This window comes from Campylobacter sp. CNRCH_2013_0671h (assembly GCF_025773055.1).
Taxonomy (GTDB): domain Bacteria; phylum Campylobacterota; class Campylobacteria; order Campylobacterales; family Campylobacteraceae; genus Campylobacter_D; species Campylobacter_D lari_D.
On record NZ_JAKMTG010000003.1, the window covers coordinates 139,427 to 154,679 of the forward strand.

The 15,253-nt window shown below is 29.4% G+C and carries 14 protein-coding genes; 12 read left to right on the top strand and 2 right to left on the bottom strand.

Annotated features, from left to right (window positions below; all coding sequences use genetic code 11):
* Positions 1-81 precede the first annotated feature (81 nt).
* Genes pheS through efp form a run of 8 tightly spaced genes read left to right on the top strand, consistent with a single transcriptional unit; the run spans position 82 to position 9,926 of the window.
* Positions 82-1,074, top strand: coding sequence for a phenylalanine--tRNA ligase subunit alpha (gene pheS, locus L8X97_RS03475; protein ID WP_263662643.1), 993 nt, complete (start codon positions 82-84; stop codon positions 1,072-1,074).
* Positions 1,071-3,401 carry a phenylalanine--tRNA ligase subunit beta gene (gene pheT / locus L8X97_RS03480; RefSeq protein ID WP_263661203.1) on the top strand — a complete coding sequence of 777 codons (2,331 nt, stop codon included), beginning with the start codon at positions 1,071-1,073 and terminating at the stop codon, positions 3,399-3,401. Before pheS ends, pheT begins: the two co-directional genes overlap by 4 nt.
* Entirely contained in the window at positions 3,398-4,684 is a 1,287-nt protein-coding gene (gene aroA, locus L8X97_RS03485; protein ID WP_263661202.1) for a 3-phosphoshikimate 1-carboxyvinyltransferase, read from the top strand. The genes pheT and aroA overlap by 4 nt, the downstream gene beginning before the upstream one ends.
* Positions 4,674-5,510 (top strand): 4-hydroxy-3-methylbut-2-enyl diphosphate reductase, encoded by an 837-nt coding sequence (locus L8X97_RS03490; RefSeq protein ID WP_220566687.1) that lies wholly within the window; start codon positions 4,674-4,676, stop codon positions 5,508-5,510. The genes aroA and L8X97_RS03490 overlap by 11 nt, the downstream gene beginning before the upstream one ends.
* Positions 5,511-5,565: 55 nt before the next feature.
* Positions 5,566-7,233 (top strand): 30S ribosomal protein S1, encoded by a 1,668-nt coding sequence (locus tag L8X97_RS03495; protein ID WP_263660222.1) that lies wholly within the window; start codon positions 5,566-5,568, stop codon positions 7,231-7,233.
* A 6-nt stretch (positions 7,234-7,239) separates the two neighbouring features.
* The gene (locus L8X97_RS03500; RefSeq protein WP_263659748.1) at positions 7,240-7,719 is read left to right on the top strand and encodes a hypothetical protein; all 480 of its coding nucleotides are present in this window, start codon (positions 7,240-7,242) and stop codon (positions 7,717-7,719) included.
* Positions 7,716-9,296, top strand: coding sequence for a phosphoglycerate dehydrogenase (gene serA / locus L8X97_RS03505; RefSeq protein WP_263659747.1), 1,581 nt, complete (start codon positions 7,716-7,718; stop codon positions 9,294-9,296). Before L8X97_RS03500 ends, serA begins: the two co-directional genes overlap by 4 nt.
* 60 nt (positions 9,297-9,356) lie before the next feature.
* A complete protein-coding gene (efp, locus tag L8X97_RS03510; RefSeq protein ID WP_263662644.1) occupies positions 9,357-9,926 on the top strand; it encodes an elongation factor P in 570 nt (189 codons plus the stop codon).
* Between the two features lie 16 nt (positions 9,927-9,942).
* On the opposite strand, the gene uvrB is transcribed toward efp, so the two are convergent.
* Positions 9,943-11,916 (bottom strand): excinuclease ABC subunit UvrB, encoded by a 1,974-nt coding sequence (uvrB, locus tag L8X97_RS03515; RefSeq protein ID WP_263662646.1) that lies wholly within the window; start codon positions 11,914-11,916, stop codon positions 9,943-9,945.
* A gap of 154 nt (positions 11,917-12,070) precedes the next feature.
* Here uvrB and L8X97_RS03520 point away from each other — a divergent pair, with 154 nt between their 5' ends.
* From L8X97_RS03520 to L8X97_RS03535, 4 genes are read left to right on the top strand one after another with little or no spacing between them, the layout of a single operon-like run.
* Positions 12,071-12,304, top strand: a complete 234-nt coding sequence (locus L8X97_RS03520; protein WP_012661890.1) for a hypothetical protein — start codon at positions 12,071-12,073, stop codon at positions 12,302-12,304.
* Complete coding sequence (locus L8X97_RS03525; RefSeq protein ID WP_133319896.1) at positions 12,291-12,530, top strand: hypothetical protein; 240 nt, start codon at positions 12,291-12,293, stop codon at positions 12,528-12,530. Before L8X97_RS03520 ends, L8X97_RS03525 begins: the two co-directional genes overlap by 14 nt.
* On the top strand, positions 12,531-13,001 hold the full coding sequence (locus tag L8X97_RS03530) for a type II secretion system protein (RefSeq protein WP_133319897.1): 471 nt from the start codon (positions 12,531-12,533) through the stop codon (positions 12,999-13,001).
* A complete protein-coding gene (locus tag L8X97_RS03535) occupies positions 12,998-14,842 on the top strand; it encodes a primosomal protein N' (protein WP_263662647.1) in 1,845 nt (614 codons plus the stop codon). Before L8X97_RS03530 ends, L8X97_RS03535 begins: the two co-directional genes overlap by 4 nt.
* On the opposite strand, the gene L8X97_RS03540 is transcribed toward L8X97_RS03535, so the two are convergent.
* The gene (locus L8X97_RS03540) at positions 14,835-15,248 is read right to left on the bottom strand and encodes a DUF2972 domain-containing protein (RefSeq protein ID WP_263662648.1); all 414 of its coding nucleotides are present in this window, start codon (positions 15,246-15,248) and stop codon (positions 14,835-14,837) included. The genes L8X97_RS03535 and L8X97_RS03540 overlap by 8 nt on opposite strands.
* Positions 15,249-15,253: the final 5 nt, after the last annotated feature.

The window sequence follows — 15,253 nt, forward strand, 5'->3', positions numbered from 1 at the left end:
GTAGTCCTTTTTTTATTATTTTTGCTAATTTTAAATAATTTTACATTAGAATGTTTAAAAAAAATTTAGTTGGAGCTAAAATTGCAAGATATGATAGAAAAAATTGCTTCTGCAAATACTTTAGCAGAACTTGAAAATATAAAAGTAAGTGTTTTGGGAAAAAAAGGTATTTTGACTTTAGAATTTGCAAAGTTAAAAGATTTGCAAAGTGAAGAAAAAAAAGAATTCGCTAATGGTTTAAATAAAACAAGAGATGAATTTAATGAAGCTTATCAAATAAAATTAAAAGAATTAGAAGAAAAAGCTTTAAATGAAAAAATGAAACAAGATGTGCAAGATTTTAGCTTTTTTGATGAAACTTCAAATGCAGGTGCTTTGCACCCAATCATGCAAACTATGGATAAAATCATAGAGTATTTTACAGCTTTAAATTTCAGTATAGAAAAAGGGCCTTTGATCGAGGATGATTTTCATAATTTTGAAGCATTAAATTTACCACAAAATCATCCTGCAAGAGATATGCAAGATACTTTTTATTTTGAAGGTAAAACCTTGCTTAGATCTCAAACTTCTCCGGTGCAAATTAGAACTATGCTATCTCAAAAACCACCTATTAGAATGATAGCACCAGGTGCAGTTTTTAGAAGAGATTTTGATATTACCCACACCCCTATGTTTCATCAAGTAGAAGGACTTGTGGTAGAAGAGGGTGATAAAGTTAATTTTGCAAATTTAAAAGATATGCTAGAACATTTTTTAAAACATATGTTTGGCGATGTAAAAGTGCGTTTTAGACCAAGCTTTTTTCCTTTTACAGAGCCATCTGCTGAAGTAGATATTTCTTGTGTGTTTTGTAAAGGTTGTGGATGTAGGGTTTGTAAGCAAACAGGATGGCTTGAAGTTTTAGGATGTGGTGTTGTTGATCCTAATGTTTATAAATTTGTTGGTTATAAAAATGTAAGTGGCTATGCTTTTGGTTTGGGTGTGGAGCGTTTTGCTATGCTTTTACATAAAATTCCTGATTTGCGTTCTATGTTTGAAGGTGATTTAAGATTATTGGAGCAATTTAGATGATTATTAGTAGAAATTGGTTAAATGAATGGATTGATTTAAGTGAAATACCAACACAAACTATAGTAAATACTTTAAATTCTATAGGATTAGAAGTTGATAGTTTCAAAAGTGTTAAAGCTCCCCAAAAAGTTGTAATAGGTAAGGTTTTAGAAAAAGTTAAACATGAAAATTCAGATAAATTGAATATTTGTAAAGTAGATGTTGGGAATGAAATTTTACAAATTGTTTGTGGGGCAAAAAATGTTGATAAAGATCAATTTGTGGCCGTATCTTTAGTAGGCGCAGTGCTTCCTAGCGGACTTGAGATAAAACCTGCTAAACTTAGAGGGGTTGAATCTATGGGTATGATTTGCTCTTCTAGTGAGCTTGGTTTTGGAAAAAGTAATGAAGGCATTATGGTTTTAGATGAAAGTATGGGAGAGTTAGTTTTAGGAAAAGCTCTTAATGAATATGATTTATTTAATGATGAATTAATTGAAATAGAACTTACTCCAAATCGCGGGGATTGCTTGAGTTTATATGGTGTTGCTAGAGATTTAAGTGCAGCGCTTGATTTAAATTTAAAAGAATTAAATCCTTTAAAAGAAGGTGAAAATAGCGTAGGTATAGGAAGAATACTAAGTGTTAAAAATCAAAGTGATGTTGAAGGATTTTTTGCTTATAAGGCACTAGAGATTAAAGAAGAATTTAAGTTAAATATCACGATACAAATTCGCCTTGCTTTGATTGAAGCATATAAAAATAACAACATAGAAAATCTTTTAACTTATGCAACTCATGCAAGTGGAGTGATTTTTTGTGCTTATGATTTTCATAAGCTTTGTCAAGATTGTCAAATTGATGAAAAGATTGTTTTAGAGATTAAAACTCAAGAACATGGGGAGTATGGGGTTTATTATAAAGATGAGTTGATTGCTTTAGCAGGTATAGAGCAAGAAGATAAATTTAAAATCAATGATGAGAGTAAAATCATCATTATAGAAGCAAGCTATACTCATCCTCAAACTATAGCAAACGCAATAGCCTTTTATAAAAAGAAAAATGACACTATATATCGTTCTTTAAGAGGCAGTGAGCCTAAGCTTTCTTTGGGAATGGAGTATTTATTTAATGAGTGCTTAAAAATTAGTGCAATGAGTGTTTTTTCAGGAAGCCAACAAGTTTTTAAAGAAAATGAAGCAAATATTATTGGGATTTTTGGTGCAGAGGTTGATAAAATCATTGGTATGCCTATAGATAAAAATAATTTAGTCAAAATTCTTAGAAAACTAGGCTTTGAAATAAGTGTGGTAAATGATGAACAATTTAATATTAAAATTCCACTTCACCGTAGTGATATAGTAAATATAGCTGATATTAGTGAAGAAATAGTAAGAATTATCGGTATTGATAATATCCCATCAAAAGCTTTAGAATTTAGAGAAAAAAATCGTTTAAATCAAGTATATTTTGATTATCAAGAGCTTAAAAATTTAAGATTAAAAGCAAGCAACAATGGATATTTTGAAAGTGTGCATTATGTTTTAGATAATGAAGAAGAATTAAGTCAGCTAGGATTTAAATGTATTAAAAACAAACTCATTAATCCTATTACTAACGAACTTAATACTTTAAGAAGTACTTTGATAAATCATCTTTTAAATGCAGTAAGCTTTAATCTAAGAAATTCAAAAAAGAAAATTAAACTTTTTGAGTGTGGTAGTGTTTTTGATGAGTTTTCAAATGAGCATGCTAAATTTGCAATGATCTTTAGTGGTTATAAAGAAGAAGCTAAAATCACAAATAAGGCCAAGCCTGTTTTAGTGGATTTTTATACCTTTTTAGCAGAATTAAAAAGCATTATAGGTGAGTTTAGTTTACAAAAATCAGAATATGCATTTTTAAGTCCATATGAACAAGCAAATGTATATAAAAACGGCAAGCGTATAGGTTTTGTAGGTAGAGTGCATTTAAGTATAGAAAATGAAAGGGATTTGGTTAAAACTTATATTTGTGAGCTTGATTTGGAAGGCTTAAAACAAGACTTTAAAACCGCTAAAGCATATTCTAAATTTCCATCTATGAGCAGGGATTTAAGTATAGTTATACCTAAGGGTTTTGAATATGAAAAAATCAAACACACTATTGCTAAATTAAATATCGAAAGATTAGAAAGCTTTAGAGTGGTAGATTTATATACAGATGAGAATTTAGGCGATTTTTATAGCTTGACTATTAATTTGGTATTTAGAGATTTTGAAAAAACCTTAGAAGATAATATTATCCTTGAATATATTGATAAAATTATCAAAGCTTTAGATGATGAGCATGGTTTAAAACTTCGATGAAGATAAGCCCTATTGATTCTTTTAAAGTAGAGCTTGAAGATATAGCTTCTGATAAGTCTATATCTCATCGCTTTGCTATTTTTTCTTTGCTTACTCAAGGAACTTGTAAGATTAAAAATTATCTAAAAGCACAAGACACTTTACATACTTTAGCAATCATTCAAGCTTTAGGAGCTGAAGTTGAAGAAATTGATGGATTAATTTATATTAAAGCTCCAAAATATATAAAATCTCCAAATTGCGTTTTAGATTGTGGAAATTCAGGTACAGCTATGAGACTTTTAATAGGTTTTTTAAGTGCTATTGAAGATGAATTTTTTGTTCTTAGTGGAGATTGTTATTTAAATGCTAGGCCAATGAAGCGAGTGAGTGGGCCTTTGATGAGTTTAGGAGCTAAGATTTTTGGAAGAGCTAACGCAAATTTAGCGCCTATTTGCATACAAGGGGCTAAGTTAGATGGTTTTGACTTTAGTAGTAATATTGCTTCAGCTCAAGTAAAATCAGCTTTAATTTTAGCAGCTTTATTTGCCAAAAAAGAAAGTTATTTTAAAGAAATTGAGCTTTCAAGGGATCATAGTGAGATTATGCTTAATAAAATGGGAGCTTGCATTGAGTATTTAAATGAGGATAAAACTTTTATCAAAATCAATCCTTTAAAAGAAAAATTAAAAGCATTTGAAGTATGTGTACCAAATGATCCATCATCAGCCTTTTACTTTGCCTTAGCTGCTTGTATTTTACCTCATTCAAAAGTAGTCTTAAAAAATGTTTTGTTAAATAAAACACGCATTGAAGCCTTTAAAATTTTAGAAAAAATGGGTGCAAAGATCACTTATAATATTACTAATGAAGATTTTGAAAGTATTGGAGAAATTTGTGTTGAAAGTACGCCTCTAAAGGCGGTAAATGTGAGTGAAAATATCGCATGGTTGATTGATGAAATTCCAGCTTTGGCTATAGCTTTTGCTTGTGCAAAAGGAAAAAGCATTATAAAAAATGCTAAAGAATTGCGCGTAAAAGAAAGTGATAGAATCAAATCAATTGTATTAAATTTGCAAAAATGTGGCATAAAAGTAAAAGAATTTGAAGATGGCTTTGAAGTAGAAGGCGGCGAAGTTAAAAATGCTAAAATAGAAAGCTTTGGAGATCATAGAATTGCGATGAGTTTTTTAATTTTAGGTTTAAGATGTGGAATGGAAGTAGATGATAGTGAATGCATCAAAACTTCTTTTCCAAATTTTATTGAGATTTTAAAGCAAATAGGAGCTAAGATTGGAGATTGAATTAGCAAAAAGTTATGGATTTTGTTTTGGAGTAAAAAGAGCTATTAAAAAAGCCGAGCAGATTAAAGATGCAGCTACTATAGGACCTTTAATTCATAATAATGAAGAAATCACAAGACTTTGGAAAAATTATAATGTTAAAACATTAAATGATATCAATGAATTAAACGCAGAAAAAAAAGCCATTATTAGAACCCATGGTATTACAAAGCAAGATTTAGAAAAATTAAAGCAAAAAGATATAGAAATTTTTGATGCTACATGTCCTTTTGTGACTAAACCTCAAAAAATTTGTGAACAAATGAGCAATGAAGGTTATGAAGTTGTTATTTTTGGGGATGAAAATCATCCTGAAGTAAAAGGGGTTAGAAGTTATGTAAGTACTAAAGCTTATGTAGTGCTTGATGAAAAAGAATTGCTTGATATTAAATTGCCTTCTAAAATTGCAGTAGTATCACAAACTACAAAAAAGATAGAAAAATTTATGGAAATTGTAAATTTTTTAATGCTTAGGGTTAAGGAAGTGCGTGTTTTTAATACAATATGTGATGCGACTTTTAAAAATCAAGAAGCAATCAATGAACTTGCTAAAAAAAGTGATGTAATGATAATAGTTGGAGGGAAGAACTCAGCCAATACTAAACAGCTTTTTTTGATAGCAAAAAACTATTGTGAAGATAGTTATTTAATCGAAAATGAAAAAGAAATTCAGAAAGAATGGTTTAGTGGTAAAGAAAAATGTGGCATTAGTGCGGGTGCTTCTACACCTGATTGGGTGATTGATTTGGTTTTGGAAAAAATCAAAGAATACACCAAAATTAACTAAGTTTAAAGAAAACAATACTATAATCAACAATTAAAATTTAAAACAAAGGACCACAATGAGCGAGGTGAACAAAAAAGTTCAAAACAGACTAGAGGATATTATCATAGAAGAAGATTTTGAGCAAATGCTTGAAGAATCTTTTAAGTCTGATGAGGAGGCAACTACACAAGGTATAATTGTCGCGATTAAAGGCGATGAGGTATTTGTAAATGTAGGACAAAAATCAGAAGGTATTTTAGTAGCAGAAGAAATTCAAAACGAAAAAGGCGAATTTATCTTCAAAGAAGGTGATACATTAGAAGTTGCTATAGTAGGTTCTCGCGGTGGCAGATCTTTACTTTCTCATAAAAAAGCTTTAAGAAAACAAAAAGTTAAAGAATTTATTAACAATTATAAAGATGATGAAAGTATATTTGATGTAAAAATCATTGGTAAAAATAGAGGTGGCTTTGTAGCTGTGGATGAAAATGGAGTGGAGTTTTTCCTACCAAAATCACAAAGCAGTTTTAAAGATTCAAATAATATTATCAATAAAACTTTTAAAGTTAAAATTATAAAAATAGATAAAGAAGCTCAGAGTATAGTAGTTTCTAGAAAAAAAATAGTAGATGAGGAAAGAAAAAAACGCAAAGAAATTATTTCAAATGTATTAAATCAAGAAGAAATTATAGAAGGTGTTGTTAAAAAAATCACTACTTACGGTATGTTTGTTGATGTAGGTGGTGTTGATGGTTTAGTTCATTATAGTGAAATTTCTTATAAAGGACCAGTAAATCCTAGTTCGTTGTATAATGAAGGTGATAAAGTTCCTGTAAAAGTGATTAAATATGATAAAGATAAAAAACATCTTTCTTTATCTATAAAACTTGCCATGCCTGATCCTTGGGATGAAATTAAAGATGGTTTAGAAGTTGGTGATACTATTAAAGTTACGGTTTCAAATATAGAACCATATGGTGCTTTTGTAGATTTAGGAAATGATATAGAAGGATTTTTACATATAAGTGAAATTTCTTGGGATAAAAATGCTAAAAATCCAAAAGATTATATTAATGAAGGTCAAGAGCTTGATGTGGAAGTGATTGAAATTAATGCTAAAGAAAGAAGACTTAGAGTTTCTTTAAAAAATTTATTAGCAAAACCTTTTGATGAGTTTTTAAAATCGTATAAAGTAGGTGATGTGCTAAAAGGCAGTGTTACTTCCGTGACTAATTTTGGTGCCTTTATAAAAATTGCTAATTTAGAAGGTTTGTTGCATAATGAAGATGCTTCTTGGAATAGAAGTGATAAATGTAAAGATATGTATAAAGTTGGTGATGTTGTAGAAGTTAAAATCATTAGACTAGATAAAGAAAATCAAAAAATTTCTTTAAGTACTAAAGAATTACAAAAAAGTCCTGTTCAAGTTTATGCTCAAAAACACCAAGTAAATGATGTTATTTCTGGTAAAATTAGAGATATTAAAGATTTTGGAGTTTTTGTAGAGCTTGAAGAAGGCGTTGATGCGCTTATTCATAAAGAGGATTTGGGAAATATTGATTTTTCAAGTTTAAAAGTAGGTGATACAATAGAAGCTTTGATTGTTTTCATTGATGAAAAGAAAAATAGAATTCGTTTAAGCGTAAAAAGCCTTGCAAGAATGAAAGAAAGAGAAGCATTAAATGAAATCAATGATAATGACAAAGTAACTTTAGGTGATATTATCAAAGATCAACTTTTATAATAAAAAATGAAAAAATATACCCTTTATGGTATTTTAGGTTTTTTAAGCCTAATTTTATTTATTGTTTTTATTTTTATGGTGAGATATGTAGATATTGGGAATTTACCTATCTCACAAAATGTTAAATATTCTTTTGATGAAATAAAAAAAGAGTTACCACAAACTTGGCAAGATAAACTTTCAAATATTAAAATCAATGATTTTTCTCCAGCAGCAAATGAATTTTATATGAGTTTTAATATGGATGATTCTGTAGTAAAGCCAAAACAAAAATTTTATATGCTCGATGTAAATAAAAATGATGTTTATTCTATGTTTTGTTTAAAGCAAACTCTGCATTCTTTTTTTATCAAATACACTTTAACACAGAGTAAAGATGAAGTGGCAATTTATTTAGATACAAATAATGAAAAAGTATTAAATACACTGATCGACAAATTAAAAATTTATAACATAAATGCAAAATTAAAGGAGGTTTGGTTATGAAAAAAATTATTGTATGTGATGCGATATTAGACAAAGGCGTAGAACTTTTAAGAAAAGCTGATGATGTTGAGCTTATCGAAGCAGCACATTTACCTAAAGATGAACTTTTAACAAAATTAAATGATGTAGATGTTGCTATTACTAGAAGTTCAACGGATGTGGATTTGAAATTTATCAATGCATGTTCTAATTTAAAAGCTTTAGTTAGAGCAGGCGTTGGGGTTGATAATGTTGATATAGATGAATGCTCTAAAAAAGGCATTATAGTAATGAATGTACCAACGGCTAATACCATAGCAGCAGTTGAGCTTACTATGAATCATTTATTATGCTCTGCAAGATCTTTTGTAAATGCTCATAATTTTTTAAAAATACAAAGAAAATGGGAAAGAGAAAAGTGGTATGGTGTTGAACTTATGAATAAAACTTTAGGAGTTATAGGTTTTGGTAATATAGGTTCAAGAGTGGCTGTACGTGCAAAAGCTTTTGGTATGAAAGTTATAGCTTATGATCCTTATGTGGTAGCTTCTAAAATGACTGATTTGGGTATAGAGTGTGTGAATTCTTTAGATGTAATCTTAACTCAAAGTGATTTTATTACCATACATACGCCAAAAACAAAAGAAACAACAGATATGATTTCTTTTGAAGAAATTTCTAAAATGAAAGATGGGGTAAGATTGATAAATTGTGCCAGAGGTGGTCTTTATAATGAAGATGCATTGTGTGAAGGTTTAAAAAGTGGTAAAATAGCTTGGCTTGGTATTGATGTGTTTAATAAAGAACCGGCAACTAATCATCCATTTTTAGACTTTGAAAATGTTTCTGTTACTTCTCATCTTGGTGCAAACACTTTAGAAAGTCAAGAAAATATCGCTATCCAAGCATGCGAGCAAGCTTTAAATGCTGCAAGAGGAATTTCTTATCCTAATGCTTTAAATTTACCGATTAAAACTGAAGATTTACCAAGTTTTGTAGCACCTTATATTGAGCTTATTTCCAAAATGGGCTTTTTGGCTGCTCAGCTTGATAAAACTCCTATTAAGGCTATTAAACTTGAGAGCGAAGGACAAATTAGCGAGTATAATGAGTCTTTACTAACTTTTGCAACAGTGAGTGTTTTAAGAGGAATTTTAGGTGAGAATATTAATTATATTAACGCACATTTTGTAGCTAAAGATAAGGGCGTAGAACTTTCTTCTTGTATTCTACCAAGTAGTGGTTATAGTAATAAAATCACTATAAAAGTAATTACAGATAATTCTAACCTTTCTATCTCAGGGACTATTTTTGGTGAAAATGAACAAAGGATAGTAGAGTTAAATGGTTTTGATGTAGATTTTAAACCAAAAGGGAAAATGATAATTTTAAACAATAATGACATACCAGGAGTTATTGCTAATGTTAGCGGAATTTTAGCCAAAAATAATGTCAATATAGCTGATTTTAGACTTGGTAGAAATGGCTTTGGAAAAGCTTTGGCTGTAATTTTGCTTGATACAAAAATTTCAAAAGCTTTGCTTGAGGAATTAAGAGCTATTGATGCTTGTATTTTTGCAGAATATGCAGAAATTTAAGGCTTTTTATAAGCCTTAATTGTTACAATTATTTTTTAATTTTAAAATTAAGGAAAATATATGGCTTCTTATGGAATGGGAGATTTAAAAAAAGGTTTAAAAATAGAAATTGATGGTATTCCTTTTAAAATCGTAGAATATCAACATGTAAAACCAGGAAAAGGTCCTGCTTTTGTTCGTATTAAAATTAAATCTTTTATCGATGGTAAGGTTTTGGAAAAAACTTTCCATGCAGGGGATAAATGTGAATCTCCAAATTTAGAAGAAAAACAAATGCAATATCTATACGATGATGGTGAAAATTGTCAATTTATGGATACCCAAACTTATGAGCAAGTTGCAATTAGCGATGAAGATGTGGGTGAAGCTAAAAAATGGATGCTTGATGGAACCTTGGTAGATGTTTTATTTCACAATGGAAAAGCAATTGGTGTGGAAGTACCTCAAGTAATGGAACTTAAAATTATTGAAACAGCACCAAATTTTAAAGGTGATACTCAAGGCTCAAACAAAAAACCAGCTACTTTAGAAACAGGCGCAGTAGTGCAAATTCCTTTCCATGTATTAGAAGGGGAAGTAATCCGCGTTGATACTGTGCGTGGAGAGTATATAGAAAGAGCAAATAAATAATCCCTTATTTAAGGGATTATAAAGTTCTTAATTTATTAATTTCATCTCTAAGCATTGCCGCTTTCTCAAACTCAAGATTTTTAGCTGCTTCTAGCATTTGTTTTCTTAATTCTTTTACTATTTTAGCGCGTTCTTTCGCAGGCATTTTTTCAAGTTCTTTGCCTTTACGATAAATTTCTCCTTGTTCAAGCTCATGTTTTAAACTTTCTTCTATGTTTCTTTTTACTGAGGTTGGTGTGATGTTGTACTTTTTATTATAAGCTTCTTGTAGGGTTCTTCTTTCATTGGTAGTATCGATAGCTTCTTGCATAGATTTTGTGATTTTTTTAGCAAAAAGTAATACTTTTCCATTGACATTTCTAGCCGCGCGTCCCATCGTTTGAATGAGTGCGGTGGTGCTTCTTAAAAAGCCTTCCTTGTCTGCATCCATAATCGCTATAAGGGAAACTTCAGGTAAATCAAGTCCTTCTCTTAAAAGATTAATCCCGATTAAAATATCAAAAGCGCCACTTCTTAAGCCACGGATGATTTCATTGCGCTCAATTGCATCAATTTCTGAGTGCATGTATTTTACTTTTAAGCCAAGTTCTAAGTAGTATTTACTAAGCTCTTCAGCCATTTTTTTAGTTAAAACGGTTATTAAAACTCTTTCATTACGATCTATAACTTTTTTAGCTTCATCGTATAAAATTTCTACTTGATTTTCACTATCTTTGATTTCTATTTTAGGATCTAAAAGCCCTGTTGGACGCATGATTTGATAAAAAATATTTTCTTTGCTTAATTCTAGTTCTAAAGGTGCAGGTGTGGCTGAAACAAATAAAAATTTACAATTTTTATTAATAAATTCATCAAACATCAAAGGTCTATTATCTAAGGCACTTGGCAAGCGAAAACCATAATCAACCAAAGTTTGCTTTCTGCTTCTATCCCCTGCAAACATTCCGCGAAATTGTGGTAAAGATACATGAGATTCATCTACAATGACTAAAAAATCTTGATTTTTAATGGCAAAATAATCAAAAAGCGTATAAGGTGTATCGCCGCTCTTAAGCCCTGTTAAATGCAAGGCATAATTTTCAACTCCTTTACACATGCCAGTACTTTGAAGCATTTCAAGGTCAAATTCTACCCTTTGTTTTAGTCTTTGTGCTTCTACGAGTTTATTTTCATTTTCAAAATAAGCAAGGCGTTTATTTAATTCAGCTTTTATACCTTTTATAGCTTCTTTAAGTCTAGCTTCACCTACGCTAAATTGACTAGTTGGATAAAGTATAAATTTTTTTAAGTCTTTACCTTTTTTATTTTCTAAGACATTATAATGATACATCGCCTCAAGTTCATCGCCAAAAAATTCAAGTCTAATAGCTTCATCCTCATAATAAGCTGGATATATATCTACTATATCTCCATTGACTCTAAAATCAGCTCTGTCAAAGAAATTATCATTGCGTTTATAACCCATATCTACAAGTTTTTTTAAAAGTTCTTTTTGATTTATTTGCATATTAAGCTCTAAAATCAAAACCATACCCACATACTCACTTGGATTTCCCAAACCATAATTTGCTGAAACACTAGCTATGCAAATAACATCATCATAACTTAAAAGCGAAGCACTTGCGCTTAGTCTTAATCTTTCTAAGTCTTCATTAGTAGAGCTGTCTTTTTCTATAAAAACATCGGTTCTTGGTATATAAGCCTCGGGTTGATAATAATCATAATAGCTTATAAAATACTCCACATGATTATTTGCAAAAAAGCCTTTAAATTCACTATAAAGTTGCGCGCATAAGCTTTTATTGTGGCTCATGATAAGAGTAGGCATGTTTAAGTTTTTAATGATATTTGCCATAGTGAAAGTTTTTCCACTACCTGTAACACCTAGCAAGGTTTGGTATTTATTGCCTGCTTTAATGCTTTTTACTATACCATCAATAGCTTGCTTTTGATCAGGACTTGGCTTAAATTCGCTAGTAAGTTCAAACATAATTTTTCCTAACTTGTATTTTTACTAATTTTACACAAAATTTTTTTTAAAAATTTAAATTTTAAAACAAAAAGCTATGCAAAATTAAATTTTTTTTTGTTACAATATGTGTTTAAAATACTCTAAAATATAAAATCAATAAAGGCAAAAAATTATGTATGATGAAAGAATAATCAACACAATGACAGATAAAGTAAATGAGCTTTTGGCTAAATATAATGAAGTATGTGAAATAAATGAAAATTTAAGAAATGAATTAGTAAGCGTAAAAGCACAAAATGAAGCTAAAAACAATCAAATTGCGCGTTTGGAAGAAGAGCTTAAAAATAAAAATATTGAAAGTGAAGATGTGATCAAAAAAATAGAGGCAGTTCTTGGCAAACAATAATCAAAGAAAAGTTACAATCAATGTCTATGCGAAAGACTTTGTTGTAACATGCAGTAATGAATTTGCAAATCATCTTGAAGATGAAATTGCTTTAATTTCTGGAGGCACAGGTAAGATAGAACTTGCAAATTTCATTAATGCTTTTGTAAAACTTAGCTACGAAAATTATATCTTAAAAAAAGAACTCAACAAACTTATAAACACTATCGATGAAGAAATACAATAAATGCAAGTAAAAAAAGCTTTTACTTTAGTAGAGCTTATTTTTTGTATGATGATTATTGCTATTCTTAGCACAATTGCTTATCCGTATTTTTCTTTTGGAAAAAATGATGCTAAACTTATCCAAGCAAAAAGTGAGGTAGAGCTCATCAATGCTTCTTTGGCCTTACTCAAAAATCAGTTTTTATTTAAAGAAAGTAAGGATTTTCCAGCCATTTTAGATGAAGCTTTGATAAATAGTGAAAATCAAAAATTATTTTTTTGTGATAGTTTGCAAAATTACAAAAAAACAAATCATTGTACATATAGTGTATTAGATAAGCCAATTGTTTCAAGTAAAAAATCATGGATGAAAATAGCAAATACTCAATATAGATTTTTTATAAATGCTAAAAATTACATAGATTTTTCTTATAATGGTGAAAAAGTTTTTTTAGAATGTGTGAGTTTAAATTGTAAGGATTATGGGTTTTGAATTTTTATCAACTTGCTATAAAAGGATATTATTTAGATACCTTAATTTATGAAAGTGAAGAAGAAATTGAAATTTTAGATGAAGTGATAGTTGATCTTGCAAGGAAAAAAAATCTCAAAGCTATAATTTTACAAAAATGTTCAAAGCCTGATTTTAAAACCCAAGCTATAAAAGAAAAAACAGGTTTTAAACTAACGCAATACCAATACGAACTTGCTCAATTTATTGCTTATTATTATGCTAGTAAAATAGCTTTTGTTTTGGGTATGTTTGAAAGCATTAAAGAGTATAAAAATGAAAAAAATTATATAGAAAAAGCACCTAGTTTAAGTAAAAACCAGCAAGAGGCTTTGGAATTTATAAAAACTAAACAAACTAGTTTATTATTTGGCGATACAGGAAGTGGTAAAACTGAAATTTATATTAGCTTGATAAAAGAATATCTAGAGCAAGGAAAGCAAGTTTTGCTTTTAATGCCAGAAATCGCTCTAACTCCGCAAATGCAAAAAAGATTAAAAGTGTATTTTGGTGAGCATTTTTTCTTGTGGCATTCTAAAATTACTAAGAAAAAAAAGCAAGAATACTTGCAAGATTTAACAAATTCAAAAGCTCTTTTGGTGGTGGGAGCTAGATCGGCTTTGTTTTTACCTTTTAAGAATTTGGGTTTGATTATTATTGATGAAGAGCATGATAATTCTTATAAAGCTTCTAATAATCCAAAAATCAATGCAAGAGATTTGGCTTTATTTGTAGCAAAAAAAATGCATATAAAAGTTCTTTTAGGTTCGGCTACTCCAAGTGTTGTAAGTTATTATAAACATCCTTGTTTTAGACTTAAAGGAACCTTTTTTGAAAGCAAAAAGCAGTTTTTATATGATGAGAGCGAGCTTAGTGTCTCGTCAAAATTACTTTTAGAATTAAAAATTAGCTTAAGAAATAAAAAGCAAGCTGTGGTATTTTTACCTACAAGGGCAAATTTTAGACAAATTTTATGTAAAGAATGTGCTAATACTATTAAATGCCCTTTTTGTTCTATTGCTTTGAGTTTGCACAAAAATAAAAATGCATTAAAATGTCATTATTGCAATTTTACTAAAGAAATCGATCAAACCTGCCCAACTTGCAATGGAGTTATGCTTGAAGCTAAAAAAATGGGCACAGCAGAGCTTTGTGAGCTTTTAGAAAGAGAATTAGCTGAGTTTAATCCTATCATAAAAAGATTTGATAGTGATGAGATTAGCAGTGTAAAAAAGCTTGATATGATTTTAAAAGATTTTAATCAAGAAAAAATTGATATTTTAGTAGGCACTTCTATGCTTGCTAAAGGACATGATTATCACAATGTGGATTTAAGTGTGATTTTAGGTCTTGATGAGTATTTATTCAGACCTAATTTTAAAGCTTTGGAAGAGACTTTGGCTCTTGCTATGCAAGTAGCAGGTCGTGCAGGTCGAAAGGGTGAGGGTAGGGTACTTTTACAAACTAAAAATAGATCTTTTTTTGAAAAATATATACAAGATTACGATAGTTTTTTAAAAGATGAATTAAATGCCAGAAATGAGCTTTATCCCCCATTTAAAAGACTTTTAAGGCTAATTATTGAAGATGAGGATAAAAACAAAGCTTTAAATTTATGTGAATTTATAGCTAATAAAGTTCAAGAATTAAAACAAGTGCAATTAGTAGGCCATGGTGCTTGTGGCATTGAAATGCTAAATAAAAAATGGCGTTTTTATGTATTATTGCGCGCTAATACTCATCAAGAACTTGTAAAATTTGAGCACTTTGCTTTAAATTTTAAAAATATTACTTGCGATATAGATCCGGTTGATTTTAGTTAAAGAATTTTTCAAATTCTTGGTAATATTTCCATGATTTCACAATATCAGGGCGGAAATTTTTAATATGTATCAGTTCTTTATCTAATATATCTTTGAGTTTTAGCCTTGCTGTTTTGTTTTTCTTGAGATAGTCTAATACTTCATCTTCTTTCATAAGATTTGTTTCTGTGTAGTCAACAATTTCTTTGATTGCATCTAAAAAATTGGATAAATATTGTTTGATTCTTGCATAATTTTTATGATTTAAAAATTTAGATATTTTATTTTTATCGATATAAATGCCAATGTTATTTTTAAGATCATTATTGCTAATGTAGGAAAAAATATTTATTTGCTCGTTGCTTATATGATATCTATTAATAATTAATTTTATTTCATAATCTACTTGAAAAATTAAAGGAAGCAAATATC